The sequence below is a fragment of the Rhizobium sullae genome (genome assembly GCF_025200715.1).
Lineage (GTDB): Bacteria > Pseudomonadota > Alphaproteobacteria > Rhizobiales > Rhizobiaceae > Rhizobium > Rhizobium sullae.
Map to the genome: position 1 here is coordinate 2,616,770 of NZ_CP104143.1, position 22,033 is coordinate 2,638,802.

18 protein-coding genes and 3 pseudogenes are annotated in these 22,033 nt (G+C 59.6%); 11 read left to right on the forward strand and 10 right to left on the reverse strand.

What is annotated here, in order from left to right; all coding sequences use genetic code 11:
* Positions 1–3: 3 nt before the first annotated feature.
* A complete protein-coding gene (locus N2599_RS13280; RefSeq protein WP_027510082.1) occupies positions 4–435 on the reverse strand; it encodes a winged helix-turn-helix transcriptional regulator in 432 nt (143 codons plus the stop codon).
* Between the two features lie 138 nt (positions 436–573).
* On the opposite strand from N2599_RS13280, the gene N2599_RS13285 reads away from it, so the two are divergent.
* On the forward strand, positions 574–1,971 hold the full coding sequence (locus N2599_RS13285) for an MFS transporter (RefSeq protein ID WP_086998155.1): 1,398 nt from the start codon (positions 574–576) through the stop codon (positions 1,969–1,971).
* Between the two features lie 310 nt (positions 1,972–2,281).
* On the opposite strand, the pseudogene N2599_RS13290 reads toward N2599_RS13285, so the two are convergent.
* Positions 2,282–2,489 (reverse strand): annotated as a pseudogene (locus N2599_RS13290) (response regulator); the annotation flags it as partial.
* 434 nt (positions 2,490–2,923) lie between these two features.
* On the opposite strand from N2599_RS13290, the gene katG reads away from it, so the two are divergent.
* Positions 2,924–5,125 (forward strand): catalase/peroxidase HPI, encoded by a 2,202-nt coding sequence (katG, locus tag N2599_RS13295; protein ID WP_027510080.1) that lies wholly within the window; start codon positions 2,924–2,926, stop codon positions 5,123–5,125.
* 106 nt (positions 5,126–5,231) lie between these two features.
* Here katG and N2599_RS13300 read toward each other — a convergent pair whose 3' ends face one another.
* From N2599_RS13300 to N2599_RS13315, 4 genes and pseudogenes are all read right to left on the reverse strand, one after another.
* On the reverse strand, positions 5,232–6,005 hold the full coding sequence (locus N2599_RS13300; RefSeq protein ID WP_027510079.1) for a DUF1194 domain-containing protein: 774 nt from the start codon (positions 6,003–6,005) through the stop codon (positions 5,232–5,234).
* A 165-nt stretch (positions 6,006–6,170) separates the two neighbouring features.
* Positions 6,171–6,860, reverse strand: a pseudogene (cysC, locus tag N2599_RS13305) (adenylyl-sulfate kinase); the annotation flags it as partial.
* A gap of 66 nt (positions 6,861–6,926) precedes the next feature.
* Positions 6,927–8,255 carry an MFS transporter gene (locus N2599_RS13310; RefSeq protein ID WP_027510077.1) on the reverse strand — a complete coding sequence of 443 codons (1,329 nt, stop codon included), beginning with the start codon at positions 8,253–8,255 and terminating at the stop codon, positions 6,927–6,929.
* Between the two features lie 119 nt (positions 8,256–8,374).
* On the reverse strand, positions 8,375–9,139 hold the full coding sequence (locus N2599_RS13315) for a hypothetical protein (protein ID WP_027510076.1): 765 nt from the start codon (positions 9,137–9,139) through the stop codon (positions 8,375–8,377).
* 272 nt (positions 9,140–9,411) lie between these two features.
* On the opposite strand from N2599_RS13315, the gene N2599_RS13320 reads away from it, so the two are divergent.
* Positions 9,412–10,809: a sensor histidine kinase gene (locus N2599_RS13320; RefSeq protein ID WP_027510075.1), complete on the forward strand. Its 1,398-nt coding sequence runs from the start codon at positions 9,412–9,414 to the stop codon at positions 10,807–10,809.
* Positions 10,806–11,456, forward strand: a complete 651-nt coding sequence (locus N2599_RS13325; RefSeq protein ID WP_027510074.1) for a response regulator — start codon at positions 10,806–10,808, stop codon at positions 11,454–11,456. The genes N2599_RS13320 and N2599_RS13325 overlap by 4 nt, the downstream gene beginning before the upstream one ends.
* Here the strand turns inward: N2599_RS13325 and N2599_RS13330 are convergent.
* Entirely contained in the window at positions 11,446–11,895 is a 450-nt protein-coding gene (locus N2599_RS13330) for a hypothetical protein (RefSeq protein WP_027510073.1), read from the reverse strand. The genes N2599_RS13325 and N2599_RS13330 overlap by 11 nt on opposite strands.
* Before the next feature lie 380 nt (positions 11,896–12,275).
* On the opposite strand from N2599_RS13330, the gene N2599_RS13335 reads away from it, so the two are divergent.
* Positions 12,276–12,635, forward strand: coding sequence for a hypothetical protein (locus N2599_RS13335; RefSeq protein ID WP_051336564.1), 360 nt, complete (start codon positions 12,276–12,278; stop codon positions 12,633–12,635).
* 32 nt (positions 12,636–12,667) lie between these two features.
* Here the strand turns inward: N2599_RS13335 and N2599_RS13340 are convergent, their stop codons facing one another.
* Together N2599_RS13340 and N2599_RS13345 are read right to left on the reverse strand one after the other, a co-directional pair.
* Positions 12,668–12,859 (reverse strand): DUF3008 family protein, encoded by a 192-nt coding sequence (locus N2599_RS13340; RefSeq protein WP_027510072.1) that lies wholly within the window; start codon positions 12,857–12,859, stop codon positions 12,668–12,670.
* Positions 12,860–12,973: 114 nt separating this feature from the next.
* Complete coding sequence (locus N2599_RS13345) at positions 12,974–13,993, reverse strand: Gfo/Idh/MocA family protein (RefSeq protein ID WP_027510071.1); 1,020 nt, start codon at positions 13,991–13,993, stop codon at positions 12,974–12,976.
* Between the two features lie 374 nt (positions 13,994–14,367).
* Between N2599_RS13345 and N2599_RS13350 the strand changes: the two genes are divergently transcribed.
* The 6 genes and pseudogenes from N2599_RS13350 to N2599_RS13375 all read left to right on the forward strand — a co-directional run bounded on the left by N2599_RS13350 (position 14,368) and on the right by N2599_RS13375 (position 19,180).
* On the forward strand, positions 14,368–15,345 hold the full coding sequence (locus tag N2599_RS13350; protein WP_027510070.1) for a TRAP transporter substrate-binding protein: 978 nt from the start codon (positions 14,368–14,370) through the stop codon (positions 15,343–15,345).
* 149 nt (positions 15,346–15,494) lie between these two features.
* Positions 15,495–16,073 carry a TRAP transporter small permease gene (locus N2599_RS13355; RefSeq protein ID WP_027510069.1) on the forward strand — a complete coding sequence of 193 codons (579 nt, stop codon included), beginning with the start codon at positions 15,495–15,497 and terminating at the stop codon, positions 16,071–16,073.
* 5 nt (positions 16,074–16,078) lie between these two features.
* Positions 16,079–17,359, forward strand: coding sequence for a TRAP transporter large permease (locus tag N2599_RS13360; RefSeq protein ID WP_027510068.1), 1,281 nt, complete (start codon positions 16,079–16,081; stop codon positions 17,357–17,359).
* Between the two features lie 9 nt (positions 17,360–17,368).
* Positions 17,369–18,142: a FadR/GntR family transcriptional regulator gene (locus tag N2599_RS13365; protein ID WP_027510067.1), complete on the forward strand. Its 774-nt coding sequence runs from the start codon at positions 17,369–17,371 to the stop codon at positions 18,140–18,142.
* An 81-nt stretch (positions 18,143–18,223) separates the two neighbouring features.
* Positions 18,224–18,550: pseudogene (locus tag N2599_RS13370) on the forward strand (nucleotidyl cyclase domain-containing protein); the annotation flags it as partial.
* Between the two features lie 357 nt (positions 18,551–18,907).
* On the forward strand, positions 18,908–19,180 hold the full coding sequence (locus N2599_RS13375) for a DUF982 domain-containing protein (RefSeq protein WP_027510065.1): 273 nt from the start codon (positions 18,908–18,910) through the stop codon (positions 19,178–19,180).
* 299 nt (positions 19,181–19,479) lie between these two features.
* Here N2599_RS13375 and N2599_RS13380 read toward each other — a convergent pair whose 3' ends face one another.
* Entirely contained in the window at positions 19,480–21,705 is a 2,226-nt protein-coding gene (locus N2599_RS13380; protein WP_051336574.1) for a putative bifunctional diguanylate cyclase/phosphodiesterase, read from the reverse strand.
* Between the last annotated feature and the right edge of the window lie 328 nt (positions 21,706–22,033).

Genomic DNA, 22,033 nt, shown 5'->3' on the forward strand with positions numbered 1-22,033 from the left:
CTTTCACCAGCGCTCGCTGGCTGCCTTAGTGTCATAACGGGCGCGGGCCGCCAGAATTTCAGCCTGGTTCGATTCCGTCCACCCCACCAGCGCCTGGATGGTTTCGTGCAGAGTACAGCCGAGGGGCGACAGGGCGTATTCCACGCGCGGCGGCACGACGGGATAGACCGTCCGCTCGATAATTCCGTCGCGTTCCAGGTTGCGCAAGGTGGTCGTCAGCATGCGCTGGCTGATGCCTTCGATGCTGTTGCGTAATTCGGTGAAGCGCAGAGTGCGCTTTTCCAGTAGCGCGATCACCAGCAGCGACCATTTGTCGGCGATGCGATCGAGGATTTGCCGTACCTCGCAGCCTTCGCGCGCGTCCCACTGCAGGACCTCGTAATCCGCCTCGGTGCTGCAAGGGTTACTCGGTGAGTTTAAAGTGCCTTCTTTCATAGCGCCGGATCATGGCCTTATTGTTTGACAGTTACAAGAGGGAACTGGCTGACGAAAAGTCACTGTTCCTCCATCGTCAACGAAGGATCATGCTTTATGTCAACAACCTTTTCATCCCCTGAAACAGGCGCTGCACCTATGACGCCCCGTGCCGCAGCCACGCTGATCGTCCTCTGCGGGGCAATCTTTCTTGAGGGCATCGATGTCGCCATGCTGAATATCGCGCTTCCGGCAATCCGGTCCGATCTTAATTTGACGACAACCACGCTGAGCGGCGTGGTGAGCGCTTATGTGCTCGGTTACGCCGGTTTCATGCTGCTCGGCGGCCGCGCTGCGGACATCTTCGGCAAGCGCCGGGTCTTCCTTTCCGCACTTGCGGTCTTCATTGCATTTTCGGGCCTCGGCGGCCTTGCCACGGAAGGCTGGATGCTCCTTCTCGCTCGCTTTGTCACGGGCGCCGCCTCGGCATTCATGACACCGGCCGGCTTGGCGCTTGTCACGACGAGTTTTCCGGAAGGCCCTCAGCGCAACCGCGCAGTGACCATTTACGCATCCACGGCCTCCGCCGGTTTCTCGTTTGGGCTTGTCTTGGGCGGTTTTCTTTCCGCGATCGACTGGCGCTGGGTGTTCTTTGCGCCGGTCATCCTCGCGCTCCTCACCTTTGCGGCCGCGATCAGGCTCATCGCCGACACGCAGTCTGCAACCGCCAAGGAGCGCTTCGACATCCCTGGCGCTGTCGCGCTAACGGCGGCGATGCTGCTTGCAGTCCATGGCGTGACCCGCCTCGAACATCCGGACCAGAACTGGGCATGGACGCTCGGCGTGTTCGGAGCGAGTGCGGCGTTGTGGCTTGCCTTCGTCCTCGTCGAGCGCCGGTCCGCTTCCCCGCTCGTGCGTTTCGGAATATTCCGCTCCGGATCCCTCGTCCGGTCGAACCTCGGAGCACTGCTGTTCGCCGGATCATTCTTCGGCTTCCAGTTTATCGCGACACTCTATCTCCAGGAACTGCTTGGCTGGACACCCATGCAGACCAGCATTGCGATGCTGGTGATCGGCATCGACGCGGTCGTCGCTCCCATCCTGACGCCCAGGCTTGTCGATCGCTTCGGAAACGAACGCGTCATCTTCGGAGGCTTCGTTCTTGCCGCCATCTCCTATGCATTACTGTTGCGGATGGAACTCGACTGGACATATGCCGCGATCTTCCCAAGCATGCTGCTGCTCGGACTGGCCTTCTCGATCGCCTACAGCCCGCTGACAATCACCGCCACCGACGGCATTCGTGAAGACGAACAGGGGCTGGCCGGCGGGCTGGTCAATACCGCCTTCCAGTTCGGCGCAGCCCTCGGCCTTTCGGGTGCAAGTGCCATCGGCGCCTATGCTCTTGGCGATTCCACATCTGCTGAAGCGCGGCTGGTATCGCTTCAGACGGCGCTCATCGTCCCGGTCGCAGCCGCCGTGGCCGGCGCGCTGATCACTGCCACGGGCATCAGGCGCCGCTGCGGTGTGCCCTGCGATCAGGCCATGCCATCCTGAACGCAAGAGACGGCCGTGGCTCCAGTCGCGGCCATCAATCGCATCGAACGTCCACCGAAAGCAGATGATCCTCCGAGCCAAAGGCAACATCGCTTTGGTCGAAGCAAAATCTCTTTGGAAGGATCCGGATCGCGTATCGGCCATTGCAGATGCCGGGGAAGTCCAGCCGGTATTCCCGGCGCTCCATCGAACGCGACGGCTCCGTAAATCGCGCGTGTCCGGAATAGGAGGCGTTCTGCAGGTGTCTGTCGATGTCAGCGCGATGAGCTCATCAGAGTGCAGGAGCTTTCTCCCTCACAGGCAACTACCAACCTGCCCGCCTCAACGTCGGAATGAACGTCAATCCTTCACCATCAGGTAGACGCCGGTCCAGGAGGATCGCATCGTAAACATTTTGGCGCGTTAATTCGATTGCGTCAGCGAGATGCATTGTATCGTCTGTGACGATGCCGTGTTTGCTCAGCGCCACCGACAGCGCATCGGCCAGTTCTCTCCTCCTCGATTAACAGAAGCCTCAATACGTCGCCTCGCCCTCGCGTCCCTCCCTTGTCTGCCGCGAAGGTTGCAACAGCATTACTGGGACGGAAGGATGTTCAGGCAATGTTGCTGCAATTGTGATGCCTAGAAAACAAAACCCGGATTTCGTCGCCGACGATGGCACCCGCCAACGCCTCGAAAAGCAGCGAAGCCGCTTAAGTGTCTTTGCATAACTAAACCTTATCGCAATGATCGGAAAATCCAACTTAAATTAATGAACCTGCTTGGGTATAGTGCCTGAAGCGGAGATGAGATGCAGCCACCGTCACACGCGGCCCATATAATGGTCACTGATGGTGCGTAGCGTAGCTTGTTGACGTACAGACTATCCAGGCGCCGGACGCCCTGAACTCTTTTGCTTCAGGGCGGTCTTCCCCTGGGTGGCCCAATTCAAGTGATCACAAGGAAGAAAAATATGGATTCAAAAGTCGATACTGCGGGCAAGTGTCCAGTCGTGCATACGCACACGGCCCATGGCGGTAGGTCGAACCGGGACTGGTGGCCGAACCAGCTGAACCTCAGGATCCTCCATCAGAACTCCTCCCTGTCCGATCCGATGGGCAAAGGATTCGACTACGCCGAGGAGTTCAAGAAGCTCGATCTGGAGGCGCTAAAGAAGGATCTCCTCGCGCTGATGACCGATTCGCAGGACTGGTGGCCGGCCGACTTCGGTCACTACGGCCCACTCTTCATCCGCATGGCATGGCACAGTGCAGGTACCTACCGTACCGGCGACGGCCGCGGCGGTGCGGGAGCCGGTCAGCAGCGTTTCGCACCGCTCAACAGCTGGCCGGATAACGTCAATCTTGACAAGGCACGCCGGCTGCTCTGGCCGATCAAGCAGAAATACGGCAACAAGATCTCTTGGGCCGACCTGATGATCCTCACCGGCAATGTTGCCCTGGAGTCGATGGGCTTCAAGACGTTCGGCTTCGCCGGCGGCCGTCCGGATGTCTGGGAGCCCGAAGAAGACGTTTATTGGGGCGCCGAGGATACCTGGCTTGCAGACAAGCGTTACTCCGGCGAACGAGATCTCGAAACTCCCCTCGCCGCCGTGCAGATGGGTCTGATCTACGTCAATCCGGAAGGGCCGAACGGCAACCCCGATCCGCTCGCCGCCGCCAGGGATATTCGTGAGACCTTCTCCCGTATGGCCATGAATGACGAAGAGACTGTCGCCCTTATTGCGGGCGGACATACCTTCGGCAAGACCCACGGCGCAGGCGATGCCTCGCATGTTGGTATTGAACCCGAGGGGGCCGGCATCGAGGAGCAGGGCCTCGGCTGGACGAGCAGCTTCGGAACCGGCAAGGGCGGCGACACTATCGGCAGCGGCCTGGAAGTCATCTGGACCTCGACACCGACGAAGTGGAGCAACAACTTCTTCTGGAACCTGTTCGGTTACGAATGGGAACTGACGAAGAGCCCGGCCGGTGCGCATCAGTGGACGCCAAAGCATGGTGCCGGTGCCGGTACAGTACCGGACGCGCACGACAAGTCCAGGCGTCACGCGCCGTCCATGCTGACCACGGACCTTGCGCTCCGCTTCGACCCTGCCTACGAAAAGATTGCCCGGCGCTTCTTCGAAAATCCGGATCAGTTCGCAGATGCGTTTGCCCGCGCCTGGTTCAAGCTGACCCATCGCGACATGGGACCGCGCGTGCGCTATCTCGGCCCGGAAGTTCCGGCGGAAGAACTGATCTGGCAGGATCCCCTCCCCGCGATTGACCACGTCCTGATCGACGCACAGGATATCGCCAATCTCAAGGGCAGTATCCTCGCATCGGGACTGTCAATCTCCCAGCTGGTCTCGACCGCCTGGGCCTCGGCATCCACCTTCCGCAGCTCCGACAAGCGCGGAGGCGCAAACGGCGCGCGCATCCGCCTCGCACCCCAGAAGGATTGGGAGGTCAACCAGCCAGACCAGCTGGCGATCGTGTTCGATACGCTTGAACGGATTCAGAAGGCGTTTACCGACGCCCAGTCCGGCGGAAAGAAAGTGTCGCTCGCCGATCTCATCGTGCTCGGCGGCGCAGCAGCCATCGAGAAGGCGGCGGCGAACGGCGGGCATCAAATCGAAGTTCCGTTCACGCCCGGCCGCACCGACGCGACGCAGGAGCAGACCGATGTGCACTCCTTTGCCGTACTCGAACCGATCGCCGATGGGTTCCGCAACTATCAGAAGGGCGAATATTCCATTTCGCCCGAGGAGTTGCTGATCGACAAGGCGCAACTGCTGACGCTGACGGCGCCGGAAATGACAGTTCTCGTCGGCGGCCTACGCGTTTTGAACGCCAATGCCGGACAATCCCAGCACGGAGTCTTCACCACGCGCCCTGAAACGCTCACCAACGATTTCTTCGTCAACCTGCTCGACATGGGCACGGTTTGGAAGGCGGCACCGGAATCGAAGTACGTATTCGAGGGACGCGATCGCAATACGGATGAAATGAAGTGGACCGGCACCCGTGTCGATCTCGTCTTCGGTTCGAACTCCCAACTGAGAGCGCTCGCCGAAGTCTACGGTCAGAGTGACACGCAAGAGAAGTTCGTGCGCGACTTTGTGGCGGCCTGGACGAAGGTGATGAACGCCGATCGCTTCGATCTTGCCGCCTGAGGTGGATAGGCACACGGGCGCAGCTGAGATCCAGCTGCGCCCGGTCGCCTTTCCTGTCCGCCGTTCAAGGACCGAACCAAAGCTGGAGAGGATGAAATAGTGGAAGTCAGCGGTCGAACAGGTCTTGCCACTGCTTCTCGCCAATCAGACAATCGGTCGTTGGCTCGACGCCAGCAACTTTCCGTACCGTGGCCGGCGGGGTAAAGCCGCTGATCTCCATGACCAGCTTACGGCGCACGGCAACGGCAAAATCCTCGATCTTGTGCACCGGCAGCACGAAGGAGCCGGGCCCACCGATCACGCAATCTGCATAATACTCGTCGAGCCGGCTCTCAGATGGCCTCAGCATAATCGCGAGGCCGTTGATGACGACGCCTGCTTTCATCGCCTTGTCTCGGCTGGGCGTGACCGGGTCGCCGGAATTGTTTGGGCCGTCCCCGGAAACATCGATCACCTCCCGCACGCCGCTATAGGGGCTGGAGGCGATCATCATCGTGCCTTGGGCGATGGCGGTGGAGATCGACGTGCGGCGCTGCGTGTTGATCGGCCGTGCTTCAAGCTTGCCGGCGAAATCGACCGCATCCTGCTGCGTCTCGATTACCTCCCAATCGATCACGGAACCAGGCACCACATAGCCTGCCCATTCGAAATAGCTTATGGCGACGCGGCCGGTGGGACCGTTCTTTACCGCGTCGATGAATTCCTTGTGCTTGAGCGCTTCGACATAACCCTCACGCTGGATGCGAATTTCCTCATAGTCCATGGACCGGGAGGTATCGACCGCGAGGACGAGCTCAACATCGACCTCGCCTCCTGCCGCTTGCGCCATCGTCGCAGCGGCGCCAGAGAGGCTCATGAGCACAGCGAGTGTCGTAAGCATCGGCAACCCAATCACTGTGTTAGTCAAATAATAAGAAAACTGTAACACAGCTTGGTCCGGGAGTGACCTTCCGCCGCGCGCATCCTTTCAACTTTCAGTGATAGAGAGAACCGCCGCGATGGGCAGAATAGCTTGTCAGTTCGCCCTCAACCTGATTTCCCACCCTCAGCCCGCAGGGCGCACGCCGAGCAACTCCTCCACCTGCATGGCGAGCCGATCAGGATCGGAACCCACCGTGCGAAGACGGAGCTCAGGATTCTCCGGCGGCTCGTAGGGGGAGCTGATTCCAGTGAAGTTTTTGATCTCGCCGGTGATCGCGCGCTTATAGAGCCCCTTCGGATCGCGCCTGGCGCATTCCTCTATCGGTGTGTCGATGAATACTTCGAAGAAGTCGCCTTTTTCCATCATCGCGCGTGCGAGCTGGCGCTCGGCGCGAAAAGGCGAGATGAAGGAGACGAGCACAATTAATCCGGCATCGGCCATCAGCTTGGCCACTTCCGCAACGCGCCGGATGTTTTCGACGCGGTCTTCAGTGGTGAAGCCAAGATCGCGGTTGAGGCCATGGCGAATATTGTCGCCATCCAGCACGTAGGTGTAACGGCCTTTAGCGTGGAGCAGCTTCTCGAGACTATTTGCAACAGTCGACTTGCCTGAGCCTGAAAGCCCGGTGAACCATACGACCGCAGGCCGCTGGTTCATCAGGACGGCACGCGACCCGCGATTGATCTCAAGAGCCTGCCAGCGAATATTTTCCGCTCGACACATATTGGCATCGATGGTCCGATTGGTCATCCGGTCGATCAGAATGAAATTGCCGGTGATGCGATTGCCGCGATGGCTGTCGAAGGCGATTGGCGGGTCACGGGCGCTCCTATGCGACGGTGCGAGGCGGGCCTTGCGGCCCGCACACGGACAACCTTGTTACGATCCGGTACTAGGCTCGACCGGCTCCCAGATGCTTATTCTGCGGGTCTCGGGCATCAGGAAGAGGGCGAGCAGGAAGCATACGGCAGGAACCGCGATCGGGTAGATCAGCGCGTAGCCGATGCTGCCGGTGGCCGCGAACGCCGCCGAGGTGATGAACGGCACCAATCCGCCGCCCCAGCCATTGCCGATGTGATACGGCACCGATACCGACGTGTACCGGATCCTGCCGGGGAAGTATTCCGCCAGGAACGCTCCGACCGGGCCATATACCATCCCGACATAGCAAACGAGGATGAAGATGATGAAGATCGCGGCCGGGAAGTTGATGTTGTCAGGCTGCGTGACTGTTCCCAGCCACAAATACAGCGGATAGTACGTGATCGCGGCGAGCAGCATGCCTCCGAGAATCACTGGCTTGCGGCCGACAATGTCTGACAGCCAGCCAAAAAAGATCAGACTCGGCGTTGCAATGAGCAGCGCAGCTCCCACGATGTAGGACGAGGTCAGCGAGTCCACCTTGGAAACCTGCTGCAGGAAGTACAAAGCCCAAAACTGGCCGCTGTACCAGACCACTCCTTGCCCGATCAGCACGATGGTCGCGATCCCGACGTATTGGATGTTGGCACTGAGGAAGGCTTCCTTCCAGGGATTTCGGGTCATCTGTCCCTTAGCCTTGATCTCCTGGAAGATCGGTGTCTCCCGGAGCTGAAGCCGGATATAGATTGCAATGGCTACCAGCAGGAAGGATACCAGGAACGGAATGCGCCACGCCCATTCGTCGAAGACCTCATTGCCGAAATACGTGCGCGTCGCGATGATCACGGCCAGCGACACCACGATCCCGAGAGTTGGAGAGGTCTGAAGCCAACCTGTGTAGTAGCCGCGGCGTTCGTCGGGGACATGCTCGGCGACGTAGGTGATGGCCCCGCCATACTCGCCGCCCAGGCACAAGCCCTGGACCATCCGCAGGCCGAAGAGGAGGAATGCGGCGGTCAGCCCGATCGCCTGATAGCTCGGTATCAAGCCGATGGCGCCTGTGCCCAACCCCATGCCGCTGAGCGTGATGAGGAACGTGTATTTGCGGCCGACCCGGTCGCCCATCCAGCCGAAGAGGAACGCCCCCAAGGGACGGATCAGGAATCCTGCGGTGAACAGCGCAATCGTACTCAGCAGAGCTGCAACCGGGTTGGATTGCTCAAAGAACTTCACCGAAAGCACGGCGGCCAAGCTTCCGAAGATATAGAAGTCATACCATTCGATGATGTTTCCTACCGACGCGGCAACGATCACACGGCGGAAATCCTTTGGGACTTGAGTGGGCATGTTTTCGTCCTCCCATTCAACATCGCCCCCCAATTTTCGTACTTTAGCACGAAAATAGCCTGAAGCCGAGCGGACCTACTCTTCAGTCACCGCCGCAAGGTACCGGCGAATGACCAACGTCAGTTCGCCGGTTCGACTGGCGTCTCGGTGACGATCGTCACGGTTGTCGTTTCCGTGGCTGCCGGCTCCTCAACGGTATCCACGATCTCCGGCTCGGGGAGCGTTTCGCGAATCTCATCGATCTTGCCGACGGCCGGCCCCACGCCAAGGATTTCCTTTGCTTCTGCAAGGGCATCGTCGCTCACGACCCCTCCCTTCGTGAAGCCCGCAAGAGCCTCGCGCAGCGCCTCATCGCTCAGTTCGGGATCCGTCGGAAGCACATCCGGCCCGCTTACCTTTTCGAATTCCGCATATGCCATCACATAGTCGGCAACAGGGGCCAGCCGCGGGTCGTTGGAATTCATGTAGGCGTGATAATTGCGGTTCAACGAACTCAGGCCAGCCGTATCTGATTTGGCGCTCCTCAGACTTGCCTTTGCAGCATTGCCGGCCTTCGCGGGCTTACCCGCCTTTACGGCCTTGCTGGGTTTCTTGTCGTGAAAGAAAAGCGATTCGAGCGTCGGCGTGCTTGCAGTCCCAGTCTTGGAACTCGCCTTCGAATGCGCGTTGCCAGACTTGCCATGGTTCGAACCGGCGCTGCCATGGCTGCCTCCGTTGCCATTCCCATTGCCGTTGCCATTCCCATTCCCACCCCCGGAATTGCCGTTGCCATTTCCGCCCTTGGCGAAGGCCACATCCGATATCCCCAGCGAGGCGCCCGCCAGTGGAGCGACGGTCATGGCGAGCGCGAGGATGCTCCGGCCGACAAGTTTCCTGATAGGCATGTGATTGTCTCCTTGTTGAAGCAGCGATGCAAATCGCGGTCGCTGCAGATGAGCGGCATCAGTGGGGCGACAATAGCTCGCGCAGCGGCGCGATTCCATGATCCTCAGACCAATGCCGCGGCGGTTAGGACTTAAGTCCGATGGAGGGATTCCAAACGTCTGATAGTCGGGGCAGGACGAGCTCACCATTGACCGCCGCAGCGGAGACGGTAGGCTGTCTGCCAGATCGAAACGGGTCGCCCAGTTTATGCGACCAATCCCCGAGAATACTCGTGCGTCGGCCCAACCTGATTTCAAAGTGGAATTCGCAGTCGCTGGCCAAGCAGTTCCTGGTCATTGGCGGCGTCGTCTCGATCGTGGCGATGCTCCTGGTCGGGGCGTTCGTGACACGTATGATCGAAGACGCCGTTACACGCAATTCTGCCGCAACGACCGCCCTTTACGTGGACAGTGTCGTTGCTCCGCTGCTGCCTGACATGCAGACGAGCGAGGCGCTTGACGACACGGTCGCGAGAGCTCTGGACGAGACGCTCGGGCAAGGTGCGCTCGGAGACCGGCTTTTGTCATTCCGTTTGTGGCGGTCGGACGGAACCGTTCTCTATTCGAACGACAGGGCCATGGTCGGGAAGAGGTTCCCGCTTAGCGATGAACTCAAGACGGCCTTTGCCGGCAAGATGGCGGCGCAATTCAACGACCTCGATGATGTCGAGGACGAGACAGAACGCCTGGCCGGAAAACCGCTTTTGGAGATCTATAACCCTGTCCTTCAGCCCTGGTCGGGACAGGTGGTCGCCGTCTCCGAGTTTTACGAGATTGCCTACGACTTCCAGCACAGCCTGAACCGGGCCCGGCTTCATACGTGGCTCGCCGTGGCAGGCTTTACGCTCGTGTTCTTTGCCACGCTATCTGCGATTGTTCTAAGGGGCAGCCGGACGATCGAAAACCAGCGTCACGCGTTAAGGCAGCGGATTGACGATCTGTCCGCCCTACTCGCCCAGAACGAGGCTCTCCGGGAGCGTGTCCAGCGCGCGTCCGAGCGTGTCACGGCGTTGAACGAGAGCCATCTGCGGCGCATCGGCGCTGATCTTCACGATGGCCCGGCCCAGCTTATAGCCTATGCGTCGCTTCGGCTGGATAGTCGCACCGTCGTCGGCTCCCCGACCTCTCCGGCCAGGCGCGAGCAGGAGATCGCGTCCATCAAGGCAAGCCTCGACGAGGCCATGCACGAAATCCGCACGATTTGCAGCGGTCTGGTCTTGCCGCAGATCGAGGCTGCGAGTCTTTCGGAAATATTGGAGCGGAGTGTTCACGCGCATCGGCAGAGAACCGGAACGGTGGTCGACTTGGTCACATCCAGCACATCTGTTTGTCTGTCGCCGTCTGCGAAGATATGCGTCTACCGTTTCGTCCAGGAGGCGCTGAATAACGCGCATCGTCACGGCGGCGGTGGCCAGCACGTTATTCAACGCCTGCAGGGAAGGTGCGTCACTGTGGAGGTTGCAGACGATGGGCCGGGTTTCAACCCTGACGACGTCGGGCCTACCAGCCTTGGGCTTGCAGGCCTCAGGGAACGCGTTGAAAGTCTTGGCGGTACGTTCGAGATCACATCCGCGGCGCCAGGCACGATCGTCAGAATGACACTGAATACTGAGGAGGCCGAGCAAGTATGAGCGAAAAGATACGGGTCGCGGTTATCGACGATCATCCGTTGTTTAGAGAGGGCGTAACGAGGAGCTTGTCGGAGATCGACGGCTTCGAGGTGGTTGCCGAAGGCGGATCGAGGGATGACGCGTTGCGAATTGCAGAGAACCTGCAGCCTGACGTCATGCTCATCGACATTTCCATGCCCGGCGGGGGACTGAATGCGATTGATCCGATCCTTGAAGTATCACCGTCGCAGAAGATCATTATGTTGACGGTCTCTGAAGCCAACGACGACGTTACCGGCGCCTTGAAAGCGGGGGCGAAAGGTTATGTTCTCAAGGGTGTCGGCTCCAGGGCGCTTGCCGACATCATCCGTACGGTGGCTGCGGGGGACGGATATGTCGCGCCGACGCTGTCCGCCAAGTTGCTTCACAATCCACCCCCGTCTTCTGATGCTGACGCAATTGCGGCGCTTACCGCACGCGAGCACGAAGTTCTGAGCCTCGTCGCGACAGGACTTAGCAATAAGGAGGTGGCCAGAAAACTCGACCTGCACGAGAAAACGATCAAGCATCACATGACACAGGTCATGGCGAAACTTGACGTCAATAACAGGACCGAGGCGGCGATGGTCCTTCGCGATGCCGTTGATCGAAAGCTGGTCAGGGACTGAACGACCGAAGCCGCTTTACATCATCAAAGGTGGCGCGCCGATTGACGATCGTGCGTCCTTTCGCGTCCTTCATGACGTAGCGTCCCCTTTTGATCTCCTCGCTCATTCCATCGACGTGACGCACTTCGAGCGAGGAGTTGTCGCTTGTCGTAGCTGATGCACCAGAGTTCTTTCCGGAAGAGCCGTTGCTCGAGCCGCTGTTCCCATTGCCGCTGCTGTTTCCATTCCCTCCGCCGTTGCCTCCGCCATTGCCTCCGCCGTTGCCATTGCCCCCGCCGTTGCCACCCCCATTCCCGTTGTTTCCACTCTTGGCCAGAGCAGACTGGGCGGTCACGCCGAATGCGGATCCGGCAATTTCGATCTTGTAGGGAAGAACCGAAAGGGAAGCGCCGACCGAAGCCCAACACAAGATGGCTAGAAAATTCCGACGCGTAGTCATCGCTGTTACCTGACGCGGGTCAGCACCCACATCCTTTGTGATAATTAAAGGGCGCACTTGGAGCAATGGCGGACATTCGGCTCGAGACGGCGGGCAAAACCTGCTGAGCAAATTTACGTGCAGCCAAGATTCGAAGCCGAAAAACTCCAGCCCAAGCTCCATGAGATTGCTCATGTCGGATGCTGGCCGTCAACCCTCGATACGCCGGATTGAAGGTCATCAGACCTTTCCCATGGGCGGGATCAGACTTTCGTCCGCTAGCGTTAAGACTAAGGTCCGAGGACAGACGAGGACTTGGAGGGCATGATCAACCCACGAGAGATATGTGTTCGCGTACTCTCGTTTTTCATGAAATTTAGGTCGGTGTTCCGGAGACCGCAATGATCCCTCAATGGCAGGTGTTTCTGAACCGAGTCCATCCCCCGGGCGCGGTTGCAAGTTTCTCGGCTGCTGCGTTCGAACTTGCGATCGCAATCAACCTCCGTCTCGCCCTGAGACTCATCAAACCCACAGCGGAGTGTCTTGCCAGGGTCGATGAGGTCTATGAGTGCGCAAAAGCCTACGGCGAGTTGCGGGAAGCCGGTTCAGCGTTTACCGTCAATGCGGAAAGAAAGTTGGCTGAGGCTTTAAAATTGCTGACGGCCGAAATGCGGGCGTGTGATCCTGAACGCAGGGCCGATGACATTCTTGTAGGGCCAACGTTGAGAGAGAAACCTGCCGATTCATTGAGCCAAATATAGGCCGAGGGCACGGAGTCGCCTTTGACGCCGTCCTACTGCTTCCGGGAGACGTGTTCCGGTTTTCCTTTTGTCTTGGTCGCGGCGAACTCCTCGAGCTGTTTCTCGCTCATGGATTCAACCATCTGCTTGGACGCCCCCTTAAGCTCGCTTTTCGGTATTTCGCCGCGCTTTGCTGCGAGAGCTGCTCCAGCCGCCTTCTGCTGTGCTTTGGATTTTGCTGGCATGTCGGTTTCTCCCTTCCACGCTCAACTCCCGCCGGGAAGGATAGTTCCTGAGCCAGGTCGACCAGACGCCAGACTAAGCTCGACCATGCCGGCTTGGTTGCTCGCGGAAACGCTTTACGGACGTACCGGCTGGCCGCTTTCGGCGGCGGCGAGAATGGCATCAATGAGGCGGTGAACCTTTAGCGCCTCGCGCCCGGTCACGCGCGGCTCGCCTCCATGCTCGATAGCGTCGAGGAAATCGGCAAGCACGGCGCGGTGATGGTCGTGCGGGAAGGCCATAGGATCGGCGCCGGCACCACCGGCTGCTTTGTCTTCGATTGAAATTTCGGTTCCATCGTGGAAGGAAGCGGCAAGACTTCGCCCGCCGAGGCGGGCCATGCCGCGGGTGCCGATGACGTCGATCTCGTCCGGATAACCGGGGTAGGCGCAGGTGGTGGCGCTCACCGTCCCGATTGCTCCGCTTGCGAAGCGGATGGCCGCCATTGCCAGATCTTCCGTCTCCATGCGGTGCACCTTGCTGGTTGCCGCATAGGCTCTGACCTCCTCCGGAAGGCCGGCGAGCGAAACCAGAAGGTCAAGTGTGTGGATGGCCTGGGTGAGAAGCACGCCGCCGCCATCACGAGCCCGAGTGCCGCGTCCCGGCTGGTCATAATAGCTTTGCGGCCGCCAGTTGTGGAGGCGCGCCGAAGCGCTGGCGATCTCGCCGAGGCGCCCTTCATTGATCAGTCCCGCAAATGCCATGCTGACCGGACGAAAGCGATGCTGAAGAACGATGCTAAGCTTTATCCCGGCATGCTCCGCCACCTCGACCAGCGCCCGCGCCCGCTCCTGCGTGATCTCCAGCGGCTTTTCGAGAAGCACGTGCTTGTGTGCTTCGGCTGCTCGCCGTACCAGTTCGAGGTGCGTATTGGGCGGCGTCAGGATCATGACCGCAACTATCGACGGGTCGCTGAATATCGTCTCGGCGTCGTCGCAAGTCAAAAAACCGTAGGTCTCTGAAAATGCTTTCCGCCTCGCAGGCGTCGGGCTGAAGGCGGCAGTGACCTCCACTCTGTCCTTAAGATCGAGCAGCCCTTTGGCATGCGGCGCTGCGGCCATGCCGAGACCGATCAACCCGATGCGCAATTTTGCCATCTCAGTCCCTCCGTCAGCCCTTCAATCGATCAACACAGGAACGCCCGCATTCACCTGCTTGTCAATGTTGCGTTGTCGCCTCGTCTGCATGTTCCCTGCTTGTTTTTCTGCCGTACGGGGCGCAAGAATTCATCATACAAGTACATAGGTTTTGTATGTTGACATTACATCTTGCTGGCCCTAGCCATAGAGGGCCGGTTGGAGGAGCGGCTTCCTAATTCGCGCAACTTCTCAATCGTGCCGGACCACCAGTGTCTGGTCGTGGACTATCGCCGGAAGGAGGCAAAGCGTGCAGGGGGACTTTTCCTTTGGACTCTCAAAGCAGGCGTACCGGCTCTGAAAAATTAAATCGTCATGCAAATCGGGAGGAGAGCATGAAAAGCTTTGTTAAACTGGCGGCGGGTCTTATTGTTGCCGCCTCGTTCATGAGCAGCGCGGCCAGCGCTCAAACGGTCCTGAAATCGTCCGATACTCATCCGGATGGCTATCCGACCGTCGAGGGCGTCAAGTATTTCGGCGAGCTGGTGAAGGAGCGCACGGGCGGCCGCTACGCCGTCGAAGTCTACCATTCCGCGCAGCTCGGCGAAGAGAAGGACACGATCGAGCAGGTGCGTTCGGGCGTGATCGAGCTGAACCGCATCTCGATGGCGCCGTTCAACGGGACGGTGAAGGAAACCATCGTGCCGGCGCTGCCCTATATCTTCCGTTCAGAAGAACACATGCACAAGGTCATGGACGGCGCGATCGGCGACCAGATCAAGAAGGCGTTCGAACCAGCCGGCCTCGTGGTGCTGGCATATTATGACGCAGGCGCACGCTCTTTCTATAACAAGACGAAACCGATCGCCTCGGTTGCCGACATGAAAGGCCTCAAGTTCCGCGTTATCCAGTCCGACATCTTCGTCGACATGGTGGCGGCCCTCGGCGCCAACGCCACGCCGATGCCCTATGGCGAAGTCTACTCGGGGATCGAAACGGGCGTCATCGACGGCGCGGAAAACAACTTCCCGAGCTACGACACCGCCAAGCACGCGGAAGTTGCGAAGAACTACTCGCTTGACGAGCACACGATCCTGCCGGAGGTGTTCGTCATGAACAAGGCCGCTTTCGACAAGCTGACGCCGGAGGATCAGGAGATCTTCAAGCAGGCAGCCAAGGACAGCGTCGCCAAGCAGCGCGAGCTCTGGGCAGCCAAGGTCGCTGAATCGCGTGCCAATGTCGAAAAACTCGGCGCGCAGATCACCATGCCGGACAAGCAGGGGTTCATCGACGCCATGGCCCCGGTTTACGAGAAGCACGTCACCAACGACGTGCTGAAGAAGATGGTCGAGGATGTAAAAGCGGTGCAGTAGCCGCGCCTTGCGTCCCTTTTTTTGCAGGAGGCGGCGTCAGGCTACCGGGGTGGCGGTTATCTCCACCCCGGTTCATCTGCCGTTTCACGCAAATCTTGATCGATCCTCCCCATAAGGGAGAGTGAACGCCCAAATTCGACGAGGCCCTTATGTCGAACAACCTGACACCCGTCACCAATTTCCTGACGCGCCTGAGCAACGCCGCACTGTGGCTCGCTGGCGCCGGCCTGGTGCTGATGACAGCCTTCGTCGCCTGGCAGGTATTTTGCCGTTACGTGCTGAACGACTCGCCGAGTTGGACGGAGCCGGGTTCGGTCATGCTGATGAGTTGGTTCATCTTCCTCGGCGCCGCCATCGGCATCCGGGAGAACAACCATCTTGGTTTCGACGTGCTGCTCTACGTGCTGCCGAAATCCGGCAAGCGCGTCCTGCGCATGATCTCGGACGTGGTCATCCTGGCCTTCGGCGCCGGCATGATTTGGTACGGCGGTGCGCTTATGAGCCTGACCTGGAACACCACCTTGCCGTCCCTGGGTATTTCCGGCGCGTTCGACTATCTGCCGCTCGCCGCCGGCGGTGTGCTTGCCGTGATCTTCTCGCTGGAGCGCATCGTGCTTCGTCTCGCCGGCGAACCGATCGACGATGCGCTGGATGAGATTTTGCCCGCCGAGATCGCCGTCGAGATCGAAAACATCAATGCCGACCCGAACGTCAAATTGAAAGTGTAGTTGCGATGGAACTCTGGATCCTATTCGGTGTCTTCACCACCCTGATGCTGATAGGCACGCCGATCGCCTTCTGCCTCGGGGTTGCCAGCTTCGGAACGGTGGTCTACATGGGCCTACCGCCGCTCGTCGTCTTCCAGCGGCTCAATTCCGGCATGAGCGTGTTTTCGCTGCTCGCCATCCCCTTCTTCATCTACGCCGGCGACTTGATGGTACGCGGCGGCATCGCGAGCCGCATTGTTGCCTTCGCCGCGTCCCTGGTCGGCCACGTGCGCGGCGGTCTCGGCCAGGTCAACATCGTCACCGCGACGCTGTTCGGCGGCATTTCCGGTTCGGCGGTGGCAGAAGCCGCAGCCGTCGGCGGCCTGATGATCCCGCAGATGAAGCAGCGCGGCTATGGCGCGGACTATGCGGTCAACGTGACCTCGATGGCGGCGCTGATCGCGCTGCTCCTGCCGCCCTCCCACAACATGATCATCTATTCGATCTCCGCAGGCGGCAAGATCTCCATCGCCGACCTGTTCACCGCCGGCATACTACCCGGCATCTTGCTCGCAGTTGCACTCATGGTGACCGCCTACATCGTCGCGCGCTCGCGCGGCTACCCGACGGAGCCGTTCCCCGGCTTTGCCGTGGCGGCGCATCTGCTCGCTGTCGCGCTGCCCGGGCTTCTGCTGATCGCCATCATCTTCGGCGGGGTGAGGTCCGGCATCTTCACGGCGACGGAAAGCTCGTGCATCGCTGTGCTCTACGCGCTGCTGATAACCTTCTTCGTCTACCGGCAGATGAGCTGGAAAGACTTCGTCCACGCCACGCAAGGCGCCGTGCGCACGACGGCAATGGTGCTTTTGATCATCGGCACCGCCGCCGCCTTCTCCTGGCTGATGGCCTTCCTCAAGGTGCCGGCCTCGCTGGTGACCTGGATGAAGACCGTCGCCGACGATCCACTGACGGTGTTGATGCTGCTCAATGTCCTGATGCTTTTGCTCGGCACGTTCATGGACATGGGACCGACCATCATCATCTGTACGCCGATATTCCTACCGGTGGCGCAGGCCTACGGCGTCGATCCGGTGCATTTCGGCGTGATCATGATCCTGAATTTCGGCATCGGGCTGAACACGCCTCCAGTCGGCGCCGTGCAATTCGTGGCTTGTGCGGTCGGCAAGATTTCCGTCTGGGAGGCTATGCGCTCGATCTGGCCGTTCTACGGCGCCGGCCTGGTGGTGCTCGGACTGGTCACCTACATCCCGGCAATTTCGCTGTGGCTACCGGCTGTGTTCAAATAGGAGAGCGACATGGCGGCCGATATAGCCGTTGATTTGAGGGTCGAGCGAAGGCCGAAACTCTCCGAAAGCGTGGTTTCGGCCATCCGTGCTCAGGTCTTGTCCGGGGAATACGCGCCCGGCCAGAAGCTACCCACGGAGAGCCGGATGGGCGAGCTCTTCGGCGTCAGCCGCACCGTTGTCCGCGAGGCGATTGCGACCCTTGCCGCCGATGGACTTGTCGAGGCGCGGCAAGGCGCCGGCGTCTTCGTCAAGGACCACCCGACGATTGCTTTCGGTTCGATCACCCTTGATGTCGGCAACAAGATCTCCCACGCGCTTAACGTGATCGAGGTGCGCATGGGACTGGAGATCGAAAGCGCGGGGCTTGCCGCACTGCGGCGCAATGCCGCTCAGGAGGCTCAAATCCAGGAAGCTTTCTTCGAATTCGACCGGCTGCTTGAGCGCGGCGAGGCAACGGGCAAGAGCGACTTCGCTTTCCATCGCACAATTGCGGCCGCCACTAATAATACCTACTACGTAGAAGTTCTCGATGCGCTCGGCATGCGGGCGATCCCCTGCGACGTCGCTTCCCCTTGGGGTACAGACAGCATGCTATCGCGTAACTATCAGGAAGGCCTGCAACGAGAGCATCTGGCAATTCTGAAGGCGATTTCTGCCAATAACCCGGAAGCCGCCCGCGCCGCCATGCGTGCTCACCTGACCGCCAGCCAGGAACGCTATCGCGCCCTGCTCAGCGGCCAGCAGGCCAAATGGATTTCAGGAACGACCAAGCGCAAGGGCTGATCTCCTTTTCCTCCAACCCGATAGCAACCGGTGTTGGCAAGAGGCACGTTGTGACCCGAAGTAAAGTAACGAGAACTTAGCGTGGAACGGAAGCTCGCTGCGATCATGGCCGGCGACATCGCCGGATATAGCCGCCTTATGGCCGAGGACGAGGCTGCGACCTAGGCAAAGCTGCGTTCAGTTTTCGATGATGTCATCAAACCGTCGGTCGAGCGCCACGGTGACCGGAGTTTCAAGAGCGCCGGCGACGGTACCTCGCCGCATTCCCAAGCGTGAATGAGGCCCTTGATGCGGGTATCGGTATCCAGCTCGGCTTTGCGGAGAGACCTTTCGCGGCTTGAATCCATGGCCGAGCCTGGCAGCATATTTGTGAGCACCGCGGTCGTCCGTAGCGCCGACCGCGGTCGTGGTGTTGCGACGCCTCCCAGCGACCGACCCGCATTGCTGGCGGGTCGCGGAGATGTGACAGAAGCCCAGGTTGCAAATGGCGCGATTGGTGCAGACAAAACCTGAATTTTCGCTGGCCTCCGAACGCAAGTATTGGCGCTTGGAGATTCCCCCTGATGGACCAATTCCTGCAGGAACTTGCCCGCACCAAGGCTCCGGAAACCGCTGCGCGTTCGGGCGAACGAAACGCGCGGTAACTGCTCCCTGCGTTTTTCTGTGTCTTCAGGATCGATGAGAAATTAACCCAACCTTTGAATCCGCTTGCGCCCGTGCAGGATTCCAGTGAGTGTAACTTGCCGACAGGTCGTGAGGTGGGCCATGGACAATGCGCAATGGGTTCAGCCGGTAATGATTGTCTGCAAGAAGAGCGGACAGCTCTACACCATTACAAATACGCGGGAGGCCCTCGATATGCTTCTCCGGTATTGGCCTGTGTCCGATGGCAAAGCATTTTTCGATGCCATGGAAGTATGCATCGGCGTAGCTGACGGAAGAACGTCAAAAGAGCAGGCAAGGCAGGCCTTCATCGATGCCGCTCGCGAGGCGCACATTCCCGTCGAAATCCCTGACATCATCCAAGTGAGAGCCTGATTTCCGTTCCCGTTCTAAACAGCTAGAGTATCGTGCCTTTAATCAAACCCATAGCCTACAACATAGTTTCGACATTCTCGGCTATTGACGAGGTTGCAGATCGAGCCAAGGCGTTTGACAGCGTCAAACGTTCGTGCAGCAGTACCTGCGGCCGTGGACGCTGGCGACGCGGGGCCTGGCGGCCGCGGCGGCTTCTTGCGTGGCGGAATCTCAACGAGAATAGCAACAGCACGCCGCGCGTCGACCTCGCGCGCCCGTCCGGCATGCTGCTTGCGACTCTGACCGCCTCACTGCCGCTGCTATTCGGTCTGGCTGCTTGAGGCGTGAGCGAGGGTTGATATCTTTGACAGACGCAGGTTGACGACGTTGCCTCCGACGAGTTCATCGAACTGCTCTTTCGAAAGAGGCCGGGACAGCAGATACCCCTGAAGATGATCGCAGCCGAGTTCCTTCAACGCCACGCGCTGGTCCTCGGTTTCAACGCCCTCGGCCGTCGTCTTCAAGCCCTTGGCGCGCGCCAATCCGATCATGGCTTCGACGATGGCCTGCCCCTCCTCTTCCTTTCCGAACCGGTCGATAAAGCTCTTGTCGATCTTGATACGGTCGACCTTGACGTTCTGAAGGCGTCCAAACGAGGAGAACCCCGTTCCGAAGTCGTCGAGCGCGAAGTGGACGCCAGCCGATCGAAGCGTCTCGATGTTTCGCTGGCACTGTCCTCCACTGTCAAGGAGCGTACCTTCCGTAATCTCGATTTCGATCTGTTCTGGGTTGATGCCGTAGTGATTTAGCATCGACATCACCTTGAGCGGGTAGCCATCGCCCCGGAGTTCCTTCGGGGACGCATTCATTGCGATCTTGAGCGCCGGCCAGCGCTGCGCGGCGAGGCACGTCTCCCTCAGGACGAACTCTCCAAGCGAGTTCATGAGCCCGCATTCTTCCGCAATCGGTATGAACACGTCCGGACCGACGCTGCCGCGGATCGGGTCATGCCAGCGCAGGAGCGCCTCAGCACCGCAGAGCGCACCGTTGTCCGCCGCATAGACGGGTTGGAAATGAAGCTCCAGTCCTTCTCCTTCGGCTACGGCCCGCCGCAAATCGTATTCGATTTCGCGGCGCGTCTGGAGGAGCTCCTCCATATGGGCGCCGAAAATCGCGTAGCAGTTTCGGCCGGCGCCTTTGGCATTATACAGCGCGATATCAGCCTTTCTCGTTAGCTCCGAAGCGGCCATTCCGCTCTCGGCGATAGCCACCCCAATGCTCGCGCCGATGCTGATCGGGCCTCCGTCCATCTCGAAGGGGCGCCCCATCGCTTCAAGGATATGCTCACAGACGGCGGCCACGTTCTCCTCGCAGACGTTCTTCAGGACGACGGTAAACTCATCGCCACCGAGGCGCGCTACAAGGCTTCCGGAACAGACATCGTGCAGGCGGCCGGCAACCGCCACTAGGAGAGCGTCGCCCGCCGCATGGCCAAGCATGTCGTTCACCTGCTTGAAACGATCCAGGTCGATGAACAGCACTGCGGTGGACTGTCCAGGTACGGAGGAGGCGAACGACTGAGAAAGGTGTCTTTGGAACTCGGAGCGGTTCACCAGTCCGGTGAGGCCGTCGTGCGCGGCTAGGTGCTCCAGCTCGGCTCTGCTGCGCTGCAGGCGGCGGCTTCGTAGCAGCACCGCCCCTCCCATAGCGTTCATGGCAGCGAAGACGGCGATACCGGCGATAGCGACCGTTGGGCCGACGCTGGCCGCCACGGCGGCGCCTGGTGCGAACGGTCGCCAGGAAAAATATCCGAAGTCGCTTCCGGTCGCGTTCTTCAACTTCGCATAGGACCGGCCGTCGTCGTTGCTTCGCGCCCATGCGAAGCGGAGGTCGTCGAACATGTATTCCTGCTCCATGCCGGATAGGAAGTTGCCATCGAGATAGCGTACGGCGACGTGAAGATTTACGCGCGCCGGATCCTGTTCTATATCGCCGGAATCCGACACTATGGGTTTCACGCTGACGACTGACGGATGGCCATTGACGAGGGCCAGCTCGCTTTCGCCGATGCTAAGGACTTGGTCGGAGACGCCACTCTGGTCGCCTATGACCAGCCTCCTCCGGAGCTTCTGGGCAAGCGGAAGAACTATGTCATGCATCTGCCGGAAGGCTTCTTTGGGGTCGGCTTCGTCACTGGCGAAGGCGTAGATTGCACTCCCGTCTGGAGCGACCACGAACGCCCGCTCGTGCTGGAAGTAAGTGAACATCCACTTGCCGAGGTTCATCTCCATCCAGTCCTGATCACCAGCGGCAACCTTTCGCACTGCGTCGTCCCATACCGTCACGCTTTCCTGATCGTGGGCCACGCCCTCCTGCAGCTTCGCAACCACGATTTCCGCAAGATGCCGCTGCCGTCCAATGGACGCCTCGTCGGTAGCTCCTGTTGCGACCCCGATCATAATCGCGAGCGCCGCCCAGATGGACGCCGACGCGGCAGCAGGAAGGATGAGGAGAAGGAATACCGCGCGAAGCCGAGGATGTTTCATGTGTAGCATGCCCTTTTCATGAGAACATGCTTAATTCCAGAACGTTAAGCTCCACCTAAGAAACCTCAGATTTACGCGACGCCTCCACAGCGCACCCCCGAGGCGATGAACTGGACGCGGAATATGGCTGCGTGCCCTTGGAAGTGGAGTTCACGCAAGCGCCTATGGATGCAAGCACTGTCAAGATGGCCGTCTTGAACGACACCTGCGGGAACTTGATCCAGTTGATCGAGATGACTGAAGCGGGGTGAACACAGCGATCAGTTACCCCTTAAAGCGATTGCTTTTGCGCCTTGGCAAGCACTCTATCGAAGTCTAGCATATGACC

What these genes read in the sequence shown, in the direction of transcription:
- N2599_RS13280 (WP_027510082.1), bottom strand. Translation starts at nt 435, where the DNA reads ATGAAAGAAGGCACTTTAAACTCACCGAGTAACCCTTGCAGCACCGAG.
- N2599_RS13285 (WP_086998155.1), top strand. Translation starts at nt 574, where the DNA reads ATGACGCCCCGTGCCGCAGCCACGCTGATCGTCCTCTGCGGGGCAATC.
- katG (WP_027510080.1), top strand. Translation starts at nt 2,924, where the DNA reads ATGGATTCAAAAGTCGATACTGCGGGCAAGTGTCCAGTCGTGCATACG.
- N2599_RS13300 (WP_027510079.1), bottom strand. Translation starts at nt 6,005, where the DNA reads ATGCTTACGACACTCGCTGTGCTCATGAGCCTCTCTGGCGCCGCTGCG.
- N2599_RS13310 (WP_027510077.1), bottom strand. Translation starts at nt 8,255, where the DNA reads ATGCCCACTCAAGTCCCAAAGGATTTCCGCCGTGTGATCGTTGCCGCG.
- N2599_RS13315 (WP_027510076.1), bottom strand. Translation starts at nt 9,139, where the DNA reads ATGCCTATCAGGAAACTTGTCGGCCGGAGCATCCTCGCGCTCGCCATG.
- N2599_RS13325 (WP_027510074.1), top strand. Translation starts at nt 10,806, where the DNA reads ATGAGCGAAAAGATACGGGTCGCGGTTATCGACGATCATCCGTTGTTT.
- N2599_RS13330 (WP_027510073.1), bottom strand. Translation starts at nt 11,895, where the DNA reads ATGACTACGCGTCGGAATTTTCTAGCCATCTTGTGTTGGGCTTCGGTC.
- N2599_RS13335 (WP_051336564.1), top strand. Translation starts at nt 12,276, where the DNA reads ATGATCCCTCAATGGCAGGTGTTTCTGAACCGAGTCCATCCCCCGGGC.
- N2599_RS13340 (WP_027510072.1), bottom strand. Translation starts at nt 12,859, where the DNA reads ATGCCAGCAAAATCCAAAGCACAGCAGAAGGCGGCTGGAGCAGCTCTC.
- N2599_RS13345 (WP_027510071.1), bottom strand. Translation starts at nt 13,993, where the DNA reads ATGGCAAAATTGCGCATCGGGTTGATCGGTCTCGGCATGGCCGCAGCG.
- N2599_RS13350 (WP_027510070.1), top strand. Translation starts at nt 14,368, where the DNA reads ATGAAAAGCTTTGTTAAACTGGCGGCGGGTCTTATTGTTGCCGCCTCG.
- N2599_RS13355 (WP_027510069.1), top strand. Translation starts at nt 15,495, where the DNA reads ATGTCGAACAACCTGACACCCGTCACCAATTTCCTGACGCGCCTGAGC.
- N2599_RS13360 (WP_027510068.1), top strand. Translation starts at nt 16,079, where the DNA reads ATGGAACTCTGGATCCTATTCGGTGTCTTCACCACCCTGATGCTGATA.
- N2599_RS13365 (WP_027510067.1), top strand. Translation starts at nt 17,369, where the DNA reads ATGGCGGCCGATATAGCCGTTGATTTGAGGGTCGAGCGAAGGCCGAAA.
- N2599_RS13375 (WP_027510065.1), top strand. Translation starts at nt 18,908, where the DNA reads ATGGACAATGCGCAATGGGTTCAGCCGGTAATGATTGTCTGCAAGAAG.
- N2599_RS13380 (WP_051336574.1), bottom strand. Translation starts at nt 21,705, where the DNA reads ATGAAACATCCTCGGCTTCGCGCGGTATTCCTTCTCCTCATCCTTCCT.